The organism is Acinetobacter nosocomialis NIPH 2119 (assembly GCF_000368085.1).
Lineage (GTDB): Bacteria > Pseudomonadota > Gammaproteobacteria > Pseudomonadales > Moraxellaceae > Acinetobacter > Acinetobacter nosocomialis.
Genome location: NZ_KB849239.1, coordinates 305,944 through 323,295 on the forward strand (window position 1 = coordinate 305,944; position 17,352 = coordinate 323,295).

Below are 17,352 nucleotides of genomic sequence, written 5' to 3' on the forward strand. Positions count from 1 at the left end.
TTAATCTGCCTGAGATTGTTTTAATGTTTTAGTAAATTCAGCTAAAACACTCATTTTCTCTAATGCTTGCCCGCCGTAAATAATATCTTGCGCGAAAGTAACAGCCTGAGCATAAGTTTTGGTAATGCCTGCTACATAAATACCTGCGCCCGCATTAAGCGCAATCATGTTTGCTGCTTTTTCACCAATATCGGATTTATTTTTGCTTAAAGCATCTTTAATGAGCTTTAGACTCGCCGATGCATCAGCAACCACTAAACCATTTAATGTTTGTGACTCAATTCCGACATCTTCCGGATTAAGTGTCCATTCAGTAACTTCGCCATCTTTGAGTTCGGCAACAGTGGTAGGCGCTGCAAGACTAATTTCATCAAGACCATCTCTTGAATGAACAACCATGACATGTTCGGCACCGAGTTGTTTCATCACTTCTGCAATTGGACGGCACAGTTCATCTGAAAACACACCAATCACAAAGCGCTTTACCCCAGCTGGGTTGGTCAATGGGCCAAGTAAATTGAAAATGCTTCGAATACCAAGTTCACGACGTGGGCCAGCAGCGTATTTCATGGCTTTGTGGTGGTTTGGTGCAAACAAGAAACCCACACCCATTTCACGGATGCAGCGTTCAGTTTGTTGCATATCTAGATCAAGATGAATACCTGCTTGCTCAAGTAGGTCTGATGAACCTGATTTACTTGAAACGCCACGGTTACCATGTTTTGCAATGGTCGCACCTGCTGCTGCAATCACAAAGCTAGACGCTGTAGACACATTAAATAAATTTTGTCCATCACCGCCAGTTCCCACGATATCTACTAAATGTTTGATATCACTCACATCGATCTTAATTGCAAATTCACGCATGACACGTGCAGCCGCTGTCATTTCGTCGATGCTTTCACCTTTCATGCGTAGGCCCATCATTAAAGCACCAATTTGTGCCTCGGTTGCCTCACCTTGCATGATGCTGCGCATAATTTCTTCCATTTGAGGCTGAGTCAAATGAATGTTCTTGGTAATGTGGTTAAGCGCCTGTTGGATATTCATAGTCATGATTTACAGCATTAATGATTAAAATTTTTAGGTGAAGTTGATCGAGTGTGGGAGGTTCGGCCTATTGCGTTCCATGATTCACTAGCTAGGGGAGCTATGTTAGCAGAAAATAATCAAAGATTTTTGCTGTTCGATAAGAGAATTAAAAATTTTGATTAGAGAAGGTTTTGAATCTATTCATAAACAAAATTTATTTATTGAAAAAGGTTTTAGTTTGTTGTGAGTTTTTATGATAAATAATTAACCATTTGGTATATCTTAAACATCAATATATCTAGAAAAAATGTGTATAAATCAACCAAATAAAAGTGGATATAGTAGGGCGATCTTTATTTTGTCTACTAATAAATATGTATTTAAATAACTTGAAATATGTAGAGGCTTTAAAAAATAAGCGCTCATTTATTTTCGTATTTGTTGCACTGTTTCATCCCTTAGAAAGTTATGCACAAGAAGCTGTAGAGCAACCACAAAACCAAGCTAAAGCAGATAAAGTAGTTCGTGTTGCGGTGACAGGTTCTCGGATTTCAAAAGCACAAAAAGATGGCCCGACCAGTGTGACCGTCATTACCGCAGCCGATATTGAAAAACAAGGTTTTAGTAATGCATTTGACGCACTCAATAACCTGACGCAGAACACAGGTTTCGTACAAGGTGCCGATTATGGAAATACGTTTACGCCTGCGGCTAATGCCATTAGTTTACGAGGCTTAGGACCTAATCATACTTTGACTTTGATTAATGGACATCGGGTTGCAGACTATCCTGTGCCTTATGATGGCTCTGTCAATTTCGTAAACTTAGCCAATATTCCAACTGCCATTATTGATCGGATTGAAATATTAAACGGTGGTGCTTCTGCAATTTATGGTTCAGATGCAATTGCAGGTGTGGTGAATATTATTCTGAAAAAGAAAACAGACGGCACACAATTTAATATCAAGGCAGGCGGAACCAAAGAAGGCGGTGAAAATTTACGTTTACAACTGAGTGGTAGTAAAACTTTAGACAAGCTTAGTCTCGTTTATGGGGTTGAACTCAGCGGCCGTGAGCCGATATGGGCAGCTGATCGAGATTTTATGTCGAGCCGAACGCGTTTGGGAGAAAAACCCGACACGGTTGTGGGTCGTAAAAATGCCGATACTGGTAAATACCTTTCAATTGGCGGGTGTCAGGCGTTTAACGGTTTATTTAAGGGTTCAGTCAATAATATTGGACAAGCAGGGGCGGACAATTGTGCCAGTGGTTTGGTACGACCAACCTATTGGACTGTCCAAACTCAAAACCGCAGTCAAAATGGTTATATCGGTTTAGACTATGAGTTAAATGATAAAACCCAACTATTTGCCGATTTTTTAATTGGGGCAAATCAAATTGAAAACAATACCCGTATTCCGATATGGACCTCTTTAGGTGCATCGAGTGGTTATTTTCTAAATCAAGATTCGGGAAATTATGAAATTTGGAATCGTCGTTTTGCGCCTGAAGAATTAGGGGGGGTAGAACGCATAAATAAAAAGTGGAAAGAGCTTTCTTCGAATTTAAACTTCGGAATTCGAGGGGATATTGGAGAAACAAGCTGGAGTTATGAAGCAGCCTATAATGGTTCCATTTATACCAGTCAGTTAAACCGCCAAGGTTTATTACGTTCGAATGTTGATGAATATTTCTTAGGTCAGCAACTTGGTACAGATGCAGATGGTATTCCTATTTATTCCCCTCGCTTAGATCGTTTAAGTCGACCACTCACAGCAAGTGAATTTGAAAGTATTTCGGGCACAACAAAAGAAAAAGATAAGTCGTGGGCACAAAGTTTAACCCTAAGCGCGAATGGTGATGTGTTTAAGTTACCTGCAGGAACTGCCAAACTTGCGGCTGTGGCTGAAATTGGGCGTCAAGGTTTTTCGATTAAACCAGATCAGGCGATCGAAAATGGTGAATATTATAATTTAAGCTCTAGTGGCGAATATGGAGGAACGAGGACCCGCCAAGCACTTGGCGCAGAATTATTCTTACCTTTAGCAAAGCCATTAAATTTAACGCTGTCTGGACGTTATGACCGTTATGCTTTGGCAGATAACAGCATTGATAAGCTAACATTCGGTTCAGGTTTAGAGTTTAGACCACATCCGACTTTATTGCTGCGCGGTAACTACGCAACTAGTTTTCGTGCACCAGATATGAACTATCTGTTCTTAAATAAGCAAAAAGGTTATTTCGCAAGTACAACGGATTATTTACGTTGTAGCCAAACGGGACAACCTTTAGATAAATGTACCTTTAAAGATTACGCACCTGGGGCGAACTACACTTTAACCGGAAACAAAGAGCTGAAACCTGAAGAGGGTAAATCTTATGGTGCAGGGTTTGTTTGGTCGCCAACCAATAAATTTGATATCAGCATCGACTACTGGGATATCAAAATTGATAATCTTGTGACGAACTTAAGTGCGGACAAAATTCTACGTTTGGAAGCAGATTGTCGTTTAGGCAACCAAGATATTAACTCTGCAGCCTGTATTGATGCATTAGCACGTGTGGAGCGTAACCCTGCAAATGCAGTTGTCGATCCAAATGTCATTAAGAATATAAATATCGTTCCGATTAATGCTGCATCAGACCATACCCGCGGGATTGATTTCACTAGCAGATGGCGTTGGAAAACTGACAGCTTTGGTAACTTTCTCTGGACAGTGAACTATAGCCGTGTACTAGAACATGAATATCAACAATCAAAAGATGGCGAGAAAGATGACTACTTAAAAGATTTAACTATTCCTGATTGGCGTGACCGTTTTAATACCAGTCTCAGCTGGAGCTATGGTGATTGGGCTTCAACAGTATTAGTTAATCGTTATGGCAAAATTCCAAATGGTAACCAAACTGCCTATTTAAGCCCAACGTATTTGGTGAACTGGAGCGGTACTTATCAAATCTCTCCAAAAGCTTCTGCTTCCATCATTATTAATAACGTGTTTGACAAAGTGAAACGAGATGACACAGGCGGTTGGCCGTATTATCCGGTAGGATCATATTCACCATTCGGCCGTCAAGGTTGGTTGGAGTTTAACTATAAATTTTAAGAATGATGTATGGATGCAGCGAAGTGGTACAGCAATTGCTGCATCTTTTTATTTAAAACTACAGAGGATAAAACCCCTTATGCTGGTCAAGCCTTCATTTAAAAAAAGATTGCTACTTACAACATTATTATCTTTATCGGCAACTCAAATTTTTGCATCTAATAACAGTGAACAAATCCCGATTGGTAAATTACCCGAGTGGGTTGTACCCGAATCTTATGATTTAGATTTTAAGATTGATCCCGCACAAAAAGGCTATACCGGTAAAACTACTATTCATTTAAAACTGGCTCAAGCCACAGATCACATCTGGATTCATGGTAAGTCTTTAACGGTGAAAGATGTGAATATCACATCGGCAGAGGGCGTCAAAACCAAAGCAAAATATGAGCAAGCCTCCGAGGTAGATGGGGTAAGTAAAATTAAATTTGCCAAGACCTTGCCCGCAGGCCAGTATCAACTCGTTCTAGATTTTAATGCAGCATATGACCAGCAACTTGACGGTATTTATAAAATCGAGTTTGAGGGTAAACCTTATGTGATGACTCAAATGGAAGCAATTAGTGCACGCCAGTCATTCCCGTCATTTGATGAGCCACGTTTTAAAACGCCGTTTAATATTCGTTTGACGATTCCAAGCAAATATTCAGGTTTTACCAATACCCAACAAACGTCGGAGCAAGTCGATAAGTCGGGTTGGAAAACACTCAGTTTTGCACAAACCAAACCACTACCAACATACTTACTTGCATTGGCTGTCGGACCGTGGCAATTACAAAAAGGGCCTGATATTGGAGCAACTTTATGGCGTAAGCAGCCGATTCAGTTACGTGGTATTGCACCCGATGCTAAAGCTGAAAAAATGCAGCATGCCTTATCTGAAACGCCAGCCATTTTAAAAACTTTAGAAGATTATTTTGCCTTTGGTTATCCATTTGACAAGCTCGACTTGCTTGCAGCACCAGATTTCGCAGCAGGGGCTATGGAAAACCCGGGGCTAATTACTTTTAGAGACTATCTAATGTTGTTAGATAAGGACTCGCCAGTCTCTTTTGTACAGAATTCATTTAATGTCAATGCACATGAGCTCGCACATCAATGGTTTGGTGATGTCGTCACGATGCCGTGGTGGGATGATTTGTGGCTCAATGAATCGTTTGCCACATGGATGCAAAGTAAAATTACTCAAAAATTACATCCCGAATTTAATGCTGATCTAGAACGTATTGCGGATACTGCCGATGCGATGAAAAGTGATAGCTTGGTAAGTGTGCGTCGTATTCGTCAGCCTATTTTAAGCAATGCTGATATTCAAACGGCTTTTGATGGTATTACTTACCAAAAAGGTGCGGCTGTTTTAAATATGTTTGAAAGCTATTTGGGCGAAGAAAAATTCAAACAAGGTGTGCGCAATTATATTAATAAGCACCAATACGGTAATGCGACAGCCAATGATTTAATTAGCGCTTTAGCAGAGCAATCTGGACAAGGTGAGCGCTTTACTAGAGCGATGAAAAGTTTTCTTGATCAACCAGGTGTGCCTTTAATTAACACCGCATTACAGCAAGAAGGCAATAAAGTCTTTTTAAATGTGAAGCAAAGCCGTTATTTACCTGTGGGTTCAAAAGGTGATGCAAGAAGCCTGTGGGGTGTACCATTATGTGTACGTTATGAAGTTCCAAATGCAGGTAGTAAAGTGCAATGTGAACTGGTAGACCAAGCAGAAACCAAGATTGAACTCAAAGGTGCCAGCCTTGATAGTTGGTATATACCAAATGCAGATGCGGCAGGATATTACCAATTTAGTTTGCCACAAAAAGAGTTTACTCGTCTGACTGCTGCCACAGAAAAGCTTTCTAATACTGAACAGTTGGCCTATGCCTATGCAATTTCAGCTGCTTTTAACCATGGGGATATTAATTTGTTGGCTGTCGTAGATGCTGCGAAGAAATTCGCTAATTCAAATAGTCGACAAATTAGTACAGCGCTATTTTCCCAGTTAAGTACCATTCATCGTCATGTATTGAAAACAGAAGCTGAACGTGAACATTTTAGAAAAGTTTTGGCAAATTTATATTTACCTAAATTAAATCAGTTGGGTTATGTCAGTAAAACAGGTGAATCAGCTGAAGACAGTTTATGGCGTAGTGAGTTAGTTAGATTTCTTGCTTTAGATATTCAAGTTCCTGAAGTTCGTACACAACTGTTAAAACAGTCAGATGCTCTATTTGCTCAAAAGCAGCTTAATTTTGCGCAAGTAACACCTGAATTATTGCCAACCATTTTAGCTGTACGTGTACAAGAAAAAGGTCAACCAGCTTTTGACCGATTGTCTGGAGAGTTACAACACGTGACTCAACCAACACAACGTCTAGCAATCCTTACAGCCTTAGGCTCGGCAAATCAAGAAGCAACACGTCAACAAGCCCGTCAGTTGATTTTGAACCCGCGTGTTAAAGTTGGTGAAGTTCGTACCGTAGTTAACTCAATCAATAATTATGGAGATGAACAAGGCGGTTTGTGGTCTTGGTTTAAGGTAAATCATGAGGCAGTGTTTGATCGTTTAGGTAAGTCTTCGGCTGGGCGTTTTCCTGCAATGTTTAGTGGGGCAGCATGTACCCAACAACAGGCAGCGCAGTTAAATGACTTTTTTGCACCACGAACTAAAGAGTTGGTTGGGGTGGAAAGAGGATTGAAACAAACCAAAGAACGTATTCAACTCTGCGAATCTTTGGTGGCAAAACAAGATGGATCAATTGTGCAACAGTTAAAGTTGTAATTGATTCAGCTATAAAAAAGCCAACTGATCGTAGTTGGCTTTTTTATTCATGGTTCTTATCAAATTACTTTTAAAACAAACTATTGACGGCTGACTTATGCGTAGATGTCTAAAAAGTTTTTAAAGATTTGATGGCCATGTTGACTCAAAATGGATTCAGGATGGAATTGTACGCCTTCAACAGGAAGCGTCTTATGTTTAACGCCCATAATTTCTTCCATTGAACCATCTGCTTCATTAGTCCAGCATGTTACTTCAAGGCAGTCAGGTAGCGTTTCCTGATCAATGACCAACGAGTGATAACGAGTTGCCGAGAATGGACTAGGCAGATTACTGAAAATACCCTTATTGCTGTGGTACATATCAGATAAACGTCCATGCATCACCGTTTTGGCTCTTACAATTTTTCCGCCAAAAGCTTGCCCGATACTTTGATGTCCTAAACACACGCCAAGCAATGGAATTTTTCCGGCAAAGTGATTAATTGCAGGAATTGAAATACCAGCTTCACTTGGAGAGCAAGGACCAGGACCAATCACGAGGTATTTAGGTTGCCATCGTTCAATATCCTCTAATGTGACTTGATCATTGCGAACTACTTTTACTTCCTGATTCAACTCGCCAAAATACTGGACGATGTTGTAGGTAAAAGAGTCGTAATTGTCGATCATTAGAAGCATGATGAACTTAACCTCATGATAATTAAAATATATTTAATAAGTGACTAAAATAGTTACCCATATTGATACCCGTTTTCAGAAAAGACTTTTTAGATTTGAAAAATAAGAAGCCGTTTTCTAATGGGCTAATATAGCAAAAAAAGAAGTAACCAGTTTAACTATTTCATTCGTTAGAAATTTGCAGAAAAAATGACTTTGAGAAGTAAGCCTTTTTGAAATAATAGATAACTACAACTCAGGCAAAATAAGCTTTTCATTAAAAATAGAAAATTATTCTACCTGAGTAAAAAAGAAGATTAAATCGCTCTAGTGTTGTAAATCAACCAATCTAAAACATCGCCAGATAAATGTTCAGCCAGTCTTTCTTGAACAGTTTGATGATAACCATTTAACCAGTCTTTCTCTTCATTCGTTAGTATATCAACCACAATACAATCTAAATGAATTGGGCAAAGGGTCAGCGTTTCAAACTCTAAGAAATCGCCGTAGGTTTTTTCAAACCCTGAGTGAAGTCTGTTTGCAACCAGATTTTCAATACGAATACCGTATTGTCCTTCATGGTATAAGCCCGGTTCATTAGAAAGAATCATACCTTCACGCAATTTGCTGTAGGCATGAATAGGCGCGTAATAAGAAAGCACTTGTGGTCCTTCATGCACGTTAAGTGCAAAGCCTACGCCGTGACCTGTGCCGTGGCGATAATCTAAACCATGTTGCCATAAAGTATGACGACAAATTGAATCGAGTAGAGGAGCAGCTAAACCTTCTGGATAAATGGTTTTTGCTAAAGCAATATGACATTTTAGAACTAAGGTATAGTCACGTTTTTGTTGTTCTGTTGGAGTCCCGACAGGAACAACACGAGTAATGTCGGTAGTGCCGTCTACATATTGTCCACCAGAGTCAATCAGTAACAGACCGTCACCTTCGATAAATGAATAGTGCTCTTCAGTTGCACGGTAATGGGGTAGAGCACCATTGGCATTAAAGCCAGCAATCGTTGAAAAACTTGGGCCTATAAAACCTTCTTGCTGAGCGCGGAAGGCTGTAATTTTCTCATCAATGGTGAGTTCTGAAATGCGTTGACCTTGATGAAGGGCTTTTTCTAACCAGTGGAAAAAGTGGCAAAGGGCAACACCATCTTTCACCATGGCATGGCGGATATGAGCAATTTCGCTTTCATGTTTACGCGATTTAAAAAGTGTACTTGGGTTGATGTCGTAAACAATCCGAATATCTTTTGCGATGGCTTGCTCATGAAAAATCGATACTTTGGCTGGATCTAAAAGCACAGATGCATTAGAAATATTTGCTAGAAACTGAGCTGAATCTTGATAGTCACGAATCTCAACGCCATCAGCTTTGAAAGCCTGTTGAGTGGTTGAATTAACCTTGTTGCTATCAATGAATAAAACAGCCTGTTGAGCACTGATATATAAATGGGAAAGGAATACAGGGTTGTACTCTACATCTTGTCCGCGTGCATTTAAAACCCAGGCAATATCATCTAAAGATGAAATGAAATGTCCTTCAATCGCCTTACTATTTAAAGCATCGCGTATTGCCTGAATTTTTTCTTTACGAGATAGCGCATTTAACCCTTCAGGCATTAAATGAATCTGTTCTAAAGGAAGTTCTGGACGATTAGACCAGATCGAGCCGATTAAATCTTGCTGTGTTTCAAGCTTAAAACCACGTTGCTTTGCTGTATTTTCCAACGCTTTAAACTGCTGGATTGAAAGTGTTTGTCCATTTACTGAAATGACCGAACTAGTTGGTAGATTTTTCTCAATCCAGGCGAGATGTGTTGAAGACTCATCACTGGTCAGTTTTTGTAATTGAAAGCCAGTTCCAGCGAGTTGTTGTTCGGCTTGTACCCAGTAGCGGCCATCGGCCCAGAGTCCTGCAAAGTTTTGGGTCACAACTAAAGTGCCAACAGAGCCACTAAAACCGCTTAACCACTGCCTTGCTTTCCAGTAGTCTGGTAAATATTCAGACATATGGGGGTCTGCACTCATCACAACCAAAGCATCAACGTGTTGATTGATCATGAGTTCTCGAAGTTTCGCTAGTTTTTCTGAAACAGTTAAGTCGTTCATATGGTTTCCAAATCAGGTTGAACTTTGCTGGTACTTTTGCCCATTAATTTATTCATTGGTTTCTTTAATAAAAATAACACGATTGCGCCAATAACCAAGGCCAATACACAGCGCATAAATAGGCTAGGTAAGTGATTAATACCATCTGCCGATACATGTCCGCCAATGAGACCTGCCATGAGATTGCCTAAAGCTGAACCAGTGAACCATAAACCCATAATTTGACTGCGTATAACATCGGGTGCAAGTTTTGTCATGGTTGATAAGCCAATTGGGCTTAAGCAAAGTTCACCTATGGTAAGAAGAAATAATGTACCAACTAACCAAAATGGTGAAACTACTCCGCCATGAATAGCAAAATGACTGGCTAAAGTCATAAGCAAAAAGCCACCTGCTGCGAATAGCAACGCAATAATAAATTTGCTGATATAGCTTGGATCTTTATTTGCCTTACCAAGTTTTGCCCATAGCCAAGCTGCAACTGGAGCAAAGATAATAATAAAAAGAGCATTGATTGATTCAAACCATACCGTTGGAATCTCAAAACCGAAAACAATACGGTCCGTATAATCTTGCGCAAATAAAGTAAAAGTTGTGGGTTTTTGTTCAAAAGCTGACCAGAATAGAGCAGATGCTGCTAATAAAACGAAGCAAATAATGATTTTAAATTTTTCATTTTGCTCTAAATTCAGGAAAAGTAGTAAGTATGCAAAATAAGCAATAATCCCAATGCTAATTCCTACAGTTAAGTAGGTAGAAACAACGACTGGGTTGATGTGAATGATGCCAAAGAAAGTTAGTCCAATAACCACTGCAACCAAAAATAAAAAACTAAACACAATTTGGGGTGCATTTTTATTTTCTACGACAGGTTTGCTACAGGTGTTAGATTCTTGACGCAGTTCATTAAAAGTTTGAAGTTGCGGGATAGCCAAAAAGCGGAAAATTAACAACGCTATCAACATCCCAAGGCCGCCGATACCAAAGCCTAAATGCCAACCATGATCACGCGCTAATAGACCTGTAATGAGTGGTGCAATAAAGGAGCCCATATTAATTCCCATATAAAAAATGGAGAATCCGGCATCTCGTCTACTATCTTGAGCTTTGTATAAAGTTCCGACAATCACTGAAATACAAGTTTTAAATAAACCTGAGCCAAGAACAATCAGAACTAGACCGAAATAAAAAAAGAATTGATCAAAAATGGTGGTGAGGGCAATTGATAAGTGACCTAAAGCAATAATAATTGAACCGTACCAGACAGCACGCGCCTGACCTAACCAGTTATCAGCAATCCACCCACCAAAAACTGTCATTAAATACATTGAGCCTGCAAATAATCCCACAATAGCTGCGGCAGTTGGTCGATCAAGTGCTAGCCCACCGTCATTCACCATAGCAACCATATAAAGAACAAGTAAGGGGCGAATTCCGTAATAAGAAAATCTTTCCCAAAGTTCTGTAAAAAATAAAGTTTTTAATGGTTTTGGATGACCGAAAAATGCTTTATCGGTCTGTTCAAGTTCATGTTTCATTATTCAAATCCTTGAATGATTTTATGTTTTTTATAAACATAACTTTTAGTTTGTTTATTTATAACCAAAATTTATGTTTTTATTTTTTAGTTATTTTTAACAATAAAAGCAAATTTACCTTGTATAAAAACAGTGAATGAAAAAGAACATGAATAGTGGGATTTGTTATTAGATAAATAACAGAAAGGAGCGTTCATTTGACAAATCAAAGAACTGCCGAGTACTGAAATGCTCTATAAGAATTCATAAAAATGAAAACTATTTGGTAGATTGTAAATAAACAATAAAGAACTTACTTGGATGGCTTAACCAAGGCGCTTAAGTCATCTAAACAACTTAAAAATGAGTAAGAATGGATGCTTTAAGAAGCATAAATATTTTTTGTGTAATCTAATAAGAATCTCAACATTATATATAAGAAAGTATTATGATCATGAACGACTGTTAGAAATTGATGCAGCGGATTATATCAGTGCAACAATTTTGCACTAAATTAGGGCAATAATAAGCTATTTAAATATGCCATAATTTGAAAATGTGTGAATATGGTGCATTTGCACAAGCAAACAGTATAATGGGTTCAAGACAAGGGGCCTAAATCATGAATACTTATAAGTAATTCAATGTTTTAGGTAAGTCTTATAAAGTTGGTATGAGAATTGCTTAATAAATACCAGCAACTAACACGCACTTAACAAGTGCAACAAAATTTCATTGGAGCAAAATGAGCATGGCGAACAAGGTCCTTCAACTCATACAAGAAAGTGGCGCAAAATGGGTCGATTTTCGCTTTACTGATACTAAGGGTAAAGAACAGCACGTAACTTACCCAGCTGATTCTATTGATGAAGATACTTTTGAAGACGGTAAAATGTTTGATGGTTCTTCAATCGCTGGTTGGAAAGGTATTGAAGCATCTGACATGATCTTACGTCCAGATGCTGAAACTGGTTTCATCGACCCGTTCTTTGCTGAACCAACTGTAGTTGTGACTTGTGACGTTATTGAACCTTCAACTGGTCAAGGTTATGAGCGTGACCCACGTTCGATTGCTCGCCGTGCAGAAGAATACTTAAAATCTACAGGTATCGGTGATACTGCATTCTTCGGTCCAGAACCAGAATTCTTTGTATTTGACGAAGTGAAATGGGACATCGATATGTCTGGCGCTCGTCATACATTAATCGCTGAAGAAGCTGCTTGGTCTACTGGTAAAGATTATGAGTCTGGTAACTCTGGTCACCGTCCACGTGTTAAAGGCGGTTACTTCCCAGTTCCTCCAGTTGATTCTTCACAAGATATGCGTGCAGAAATGTGTGCAAAAATCGAAGATATCATGGGCCCAGGTCGTGTAGAAGTACATCACCATGAAGTTGCTTCTTGCCAGTTAGAAATTGGTGTGAGCTTCAATACTCTTGTTCGTAAAGCTGACGAAGTTCAACAGTTCAAATATGCTGTTTGGAACGTTGCACATCAGTATGCAAAAACAGCTACGTTTATGCCTAAACCAATGGTAGGTGATAACGGTTCTGGTATGCACGTTCATATGTCTATCTCTAAAGATGGCAAGAACTTGTTTGCTGGTGATGAATATGCTGGTCTTTCAGAAATGGCGTTGTACTTCATCGGTGGTATCATCAAGCACGCTCGTGCATTGAATGCAATCACAAACCCATCTACAAACTCATACAAGCGTTTGGTTCCTCACTTCGAAGCACCAATTATGCTTGCTTACTCAGCGCGTAACCGTTCTGCGTCTATCCGTATTCCATACGTTTCTAGCCCTAAAGGTAAGCGTATCGAAGCTCGTTTCCCAGACCCAATGATGAACCCATACTTAGGTTTCGCTGCATTGTTAATGGCTGGTATCGACGGTATCCAAAACAAGATCCATCCGGGCGAAGCTGCTGACAAGAACTTGTATGATCTTCCTCCAGAAGAAGAAGCAAAAATCCCAACAGTTGCTCATAGCTTAGATATGGCTCTTGAAGCACTTCAAGCAGATCACGAATTCTTGTTAAAAGGCGGCGTGTTCACTAAAGAAATGCTTGATGCATATATTGAACTTAAAACTGAAGATGTACGTCGTCTTAACACGACTACTCACCCAGTTGAATTCGATATGTACTACAGCTTGTAATACGTATTTCGTAAAAAAGCCTGCTTATGCAGGCTTTTTTATTACTTGGAATGTTGATTGAATTCTCTACGTTTTTTATCAAAAAATTGGGGTAAACTAGGTGCGAGTTTTCATGTGAGCAGATTATGCGTAAACGACAACCAGTACTTAAGCAGGAAGAAGTATTAAATCCTGCATTGAAAACATGGTTGTATGCGTCTGGTTCTCTGACCCAACAATTGACTGAACTTGGCGGTGGACAGTTCAGCGTAAAACCTTTTAAAGAACACTTTCAGCGTTTAACTTTTGCAGACAGTCAATGGATGAATATGCCTTATACCCACACTTCATGGGTAAGGGAAACATATTTATATGGTTGTGAAGTGGAACCTTGGGTTAAAGCAAAAAGTATTTTTCCAATTCAAAGCTTACAAAAAAAAGCCCGTATATTTCAGCATATTGGTTCTAAACCGATAGGTCGTTTTTTATTTCAAAGAACTACGCCACTGTGTGATCGCCGTATTATTCGCTTACCCGAAGGTTGGACGCGACAAAGTTGCTATACTTGGCATGGGTGTAAATTTATTGTTCAAGAAACATTCTTACCGGCTTTTGAAGCTTTTTTATATCAGCAGCACGACAAGGAATTACTATGACGACTGCAACAGGTACAACATGGCGTCAGCGTTTAGAAGCTTATTATTATCTATGCCGATTTGATAAGCCAATTGGTACAGAACTGGTGTTTTGGCCAACCATGTGGGCACTTTGGGTTGCATCAAAAGGAATACCGAATTTAGGTATTTTATTCGTCATGATTTTAGGCGTTATTTTTATGCGCGCTGCTGGATGTGCGATTAATGACTTTGCTGATCGTAAAGTAGATGGTCATGTAGAGCGTACAAAAACTCGTCCTTTGGCAACAGGTGTCATTCGTGCGAGGGAAGCAGTATATGTATTCTTAGGTCTTGTTTTAGCAAGTGCATGTCTTTTGTTCTTTTTACCTATAGAAACTTTTTATTGGTCATTTGGCGCGTTATTTTTAGCGTTTATTTATCCATTTATGAAACGCTATACCAACTTACCGCAAGTTTTTTTAGGAGCAGCATTTTCATGGTCAATTCCAATGGCCTTTACTGCTGTAGGTAAAACTCCGGATCTGACTTGCTGGCTGCTGTATTTTGGTAATTTGGCTTGGACAGTGGCTTATGACACTCAATATGCAATTACAGACCGTGAATATGATTTAAAGATTGGTGTGAAATCTACAGCTATTCTTTTTGGTCGATATGACATCCAGATTATTGCACTCCTACAAGCAGCCAGTCTTGTTTTGATAGGAACGGCGTTGTATTTAGAAAATATCTTATTTCCATGGGCAATTGTTGCTTTAATTGTTGTGGCATTCGATTTTATATATCAAACAATTAAAACCAAAGACCGCAACCCTCAGGTTTGTTTCTGGGCATTTCGTCACAATCGCTGGGTAGGATTAATCATTTTTCTAGGAATATTTTTAAATTTCATATAGTAAAAATGACCATGAGGTTGAAAAGTGTTCTATGCAGAGCACTTTTTTTATGTCTTAATATTTGTGCATAAAAATTATGCGGAATAAATAACACATAACATAAAAAGGATATTTTATGAAACGGTCAAAAATCGCTTTAACTATAACATTATCGGTTTCAGCATTATTTCTTACAGCATGTAATGACAACAATGACGATTACACTGGGATAGATTCAAATAAGACTTTTTTGTCTGAAAGTAATTACGCTATAGATAAAGTTGATAATGCTTCATCAATTAAAGTCATGACTTATAACATGACAAATGTGCAGGGAAAAACAGCCACTGCTACTGCTATGGTATTGTTCCCAAAAGCCTCGCAACCTAAAGATGGTTATCGAGTGGTTGTATGGGAGCATGGAACTGTAGGAGTAGGAGATAGTTGCGCGCCAAGTAAAAATGCAATTAATCCGCGATTTAAAATTTTAGCTGAAAACTTATTAGCAGCAGGTTATGTGATTATTGCACCAGATTATGAGGGTTTAGGTACGCCAGGTGTACATCCGTACTTAAACTTATCTAGTGAAGCAAAATCTGCATTAGCAGCAGTCAAGGCAGCAAAAGACCATTATGGAAATCAGTTGAAAGGCGATTGGATGTCAATTGGCCAATCACAAGGTGGACATGCATCATTAGGTACTGCTGAATTCGCCAATACAGATACAAGTTATAAAGGTGCTGTAGCTGGGGCGCCGGCATCAAGCTTGGGCACAATTATTCAAATTTATATTGATCCTGCAATGAATCAAGATAGTAATTTTGCAGTTAGTAAGCTAGATCAGGCTATTATAGCGCGTAGACAAATTGATGCAGCGATTGCTGCAGGGCAAATGTCTCCAAATGATCCACTGGCGCTTGCTGTACCAACAATTGATAAAACTGCAGAAGGATATGCTGAATTGTTAGCATATGCTGCTTTTGCAAGCGCTGGGATTAAAGCACAGCAACCAAATTATGATTTGAAGTCAATCTTTACATCAGGAGCAGCTGATATTGCAGAATTGGCTTATGGTCGTACAGGAGATGATGGTACATGTCTAAGTTATCCTGCACCTGATACTGCAAATGGTTTACAAGAGAAATTTAAAGCAGGAATCCTAGCTTTCTTGGCTGATCCTACACATCAAATTTCACAGTACGGTATTGATCTAAATAAATTCAAGACCGATCAAGTAGTTCAAAGTTTTTTAACATCGACTCAACCTGCAACGAATGCTACAGCTGAAAAAGTTATTAAAGCACCTGTATTTATTATTCAAGGTGAAAAAGATCAAGCAGTATTGCCTGTAGTAACACAAGCCTTATTCGCAAATATGAAAGCGAATGCTTTTAAATTTTTCCCTCAAGCTGGGTACGATAAGGGATATAACTTAACCATTGTACCGAATGCGACTCATACACAAGCAATCGTATGTCAAAATGCAAATGCCGTAGATTTTATTCAAACGAATATGTCAGCAGGTACCGGTATTGTTCTAACTGATGCACAGAAAGATGCTAGCCAAAGCCCGCATTGTACAGGTAAGTTCTAAGTTTTATTTAACTAGCATTTAGCTTAAGAAAAGAGCCTTTATATAGGCTCTTTTTTGTTATATTGTTACATAGCTTAAAATTAATGATGTTCGAGTTTAAATCACTTATGAGTCAGCAATCAGTTGAAAAAAAATCTGTCCCTTGGTTATTAATGGGGTTGGGTTTACTTATTCCTTTTTTAATTATTGGAATACTTTTCTTGGCTGCAAAGAGTGATGCTAAGAATAAAAAACAATATGAGCAGCAACGTATAGAAATGGAAAAAAGAATAGCTGAAAAACAGGCTGCAAATTCAGATAAGAAATAGCATTAGCTGTTCAATGAATATCTCTTTGTAGTTGGCGTACGCTCGGTATGCTTGTATAACGTTTTACGATATATCCGGCTTCTGTCAGCATTTGATCGCGTAGACGGTCTTCTTCTGCTTTTTCAAGGTGAGTAGAGTCATCTAACTCAATAATAGCAATTACTTCCATTTTGTCATTAAGCAAAACAAAGTCGGTAACTTTACGATTGAACTGGCTACGAACCTTATAGTCATTGCTGGTGATTAATGCGCTAAACGCCACTTGCGCTAAAACATGGCAACTTGGGAAACTCTGTTTTAGACGTATAAACATTTGAGTTTCAAAATTAGTAATGACAGGACGAGCAAAGAATTTTTGTTTTGGGAATAAATAGGGACGTAAACAAACAACAAGAAAAATACAGGTGCTTAAGCAACCTAAAATAATAAAAAATAAGTGACTCGATTCGAACATGTGACAACATCATACAAATAAAAACCCACTCGTAATGAGTGGGTTTTTAAGAATCTTGGCTCTCCCACCTGGGCTCGAACCAGGGACCTGCGGATTAACAGTCCGTCGCTCTACCGACTGAGCTATGGGAGA

11 protein-coding genes, 1 tRNA gene and 1 pseudogene are annotated in these 17,352 nt (G+C 38.9%); 7 read left to right on the top strand and 6 right to left on the bottom strand.

The window, feature by feature from the left end; translation table 11 throughout:
• Positions 1-1,050: an anthranilate phosphoribosyltransferase gene (gene trpD, locus F984_RS05545; protein ID WP_009498528.1), complete on the bottom strand. Its 1,050-nt coding sequence runs from the start codon at positions 1,048-1,050 to the stop codon at positions 1-3.
• A gap of 356 nt (positions 1,051-1,406) precedes the next feature.
• Here trpD and F984_RS05550 point away from each other — a divergent pair, with 356 nt between their 5' ends.
• Both F984_RS05550 and F984_RS05555 read left to right on the top strand, forming a co-directional pair.
• Positions 1,407-4,139, top strand: a complete 2,733-nt coding sequence (locus F984_RS05550) for a TonB-dependent receptor plug domain-containing protein (RefSeq protein ID WP_004707712.1) — start codon at positions 1,407-1,409, stop codon at positions 4,137-4,139.
• Positions 4,140-4,152: 13 nt separating this feature from the next.
• The gene (locus F984_RS05555) at positions 4,153-6,918 is read left to right on the top strand and encodes a M1 family metallopeptidase (protein ID WP_080631529.1); all 2,766 of its coding nucleotides are present in this window, start codon (positions 4,153-4,155) and stop codon (positions 6,916-6,918) included.
• Positions 6,919-7,013: 95 nt separating this feature from the next.
• On the opposite strand, the gene F984_RS05560 is transcribed toward F984_RS05555, so the two are convergent.
• The 3 genes and pseudogenes from F984_RS05560 to F984_RS05570 all read right to left on the bottom strand — a co-directional run bounded on the left by F984_RS05560 (position 7,014) and on the right by F984_RS05570 (position 11,255).
• Positions 7,014-7,598 carry an anthranilate synthase component II gene (locus F984_RS05560; RefSeq protein WP_000925673.1) on the bottom strand — a complete coding sequence of 195 codons (585 nt, stop codon included), beginning with the start codon at positions 7,596-7,598 and terminating at the stop codon, positions 7,014-7,016.
• Between the two features lie 296 nt (positions 7,599-7,894).
• Positions 7,895-9,697, bottom strand: coding sequence for an aminopeptidase P family protein (locus F984_RS05565; protein WP_004707716.1), 1,803 nt, complete (start codon positions 9,695-9,697; stop codon positions 7,895-7,897).
• Positions 9,694-11,255: pseudogene (locus tag F984_RS05570) on the bottom strand (peptide MFS transporter). The gene F984_RS05565 and the pseudogene F984_RS05570 overlap by 4 nt, the downstream one beginning before the upstream one ends.
• A gap of 704 nt (positions 11,256-11,959) precedes the next feature.
• Here F984_RS05570 and glnA point away from each other — a divergent pair.
• The 5 genes from glnA to F984_RS05595 all read left to right on the top strand — a co-directional run bounded on the left by glnA (position 11,960) and on the right by F984_RS05595 (position 16,766).
• Positions 11,960-13,375 carry a type I glutamate--ammonia ligase gene (gene glnA / locus F984_RS05575; RefSeq protein WP_002052696.1) on the top strand — a complete coding sequence of 472 codons (1,416 nt, stop codon included), beginning with the start codon at positions 11,960-11,962 and terminating at the stop codon, positions 13,373-13,375.
• Between the two features lie 125 nt (positions 13,376-13,500).
• A complete protein-coding gene (locus F984_RS05580) occupies positions 13,501-14,010 on the top strand; it encodes a chorismate--pyruvate lyase family protein (RefSeq protein WP_004707720.1) in 510 nt (169 codons plus the stop codon).
• Positions 14,007-14,885, top strand: a complete 879-nt coding sequence (gene ubiA / locus F984_RS05585) for a 4-hydroxybenzoate octaprenyltransferase (RefSeq protein WP_004707723.1) — start codon at positions 14,007-14,009, stop codon at positions 14,883-14,885. Before F984_RS05580 ends, ubiA begins: the two co-directional genes overlap by 4 nt.
• Before the next feature lie 115 nt (positions 14,886-15,000).
• On the top strand, positions 15,001-16,458 hold the full coding sequence (locus F984_RS05590) for an alpha/beta hydrolase family protein (RefSeq protein ID WP_004707724.1): 1,458 nt from the start codon (positions 15,001-15,003) through the stop codon (positions 16,456-16,458).
• Between the two features lie 107 nt (positions 16,459-16,565).
• On the top strand, positions 16,566-16,766 hold the full coding sequence (locus F984_RS05595) for a hypothetical protein (RefSeq protein WP_004707727.1): 201 nt from the start codon (positions 16,566-16,568) through the stop codon (positions 16,764-16,766).
• A gap of 10 nt (positions 16,767-16,776) precedes the next feature.
• Here the strand turns inward: F984_RS05595 and F984_RS05600 are convergent, their stop codons facing one another.
• Both F984_RS05600 and F984_RS05605 read right to left on the bottom strand, forming a co-directional pair.
• A complete protein-coding gene (locus F984_RS05600) occupies positions 16,777-17,220 on the bottom strand; it encodes a DUF2726 domain-containing protein (RefSeq protein ID WP_004707728.1) in 444 nt (147 codons plus the stop codon).
• A 56-nt stretch (positions 17,221-17,276) separates the two neighbouring features.
• A tRNA-Asn gene (locus tag F984_RS05605) sits at positions 17,277-17,352 on the bottom strand.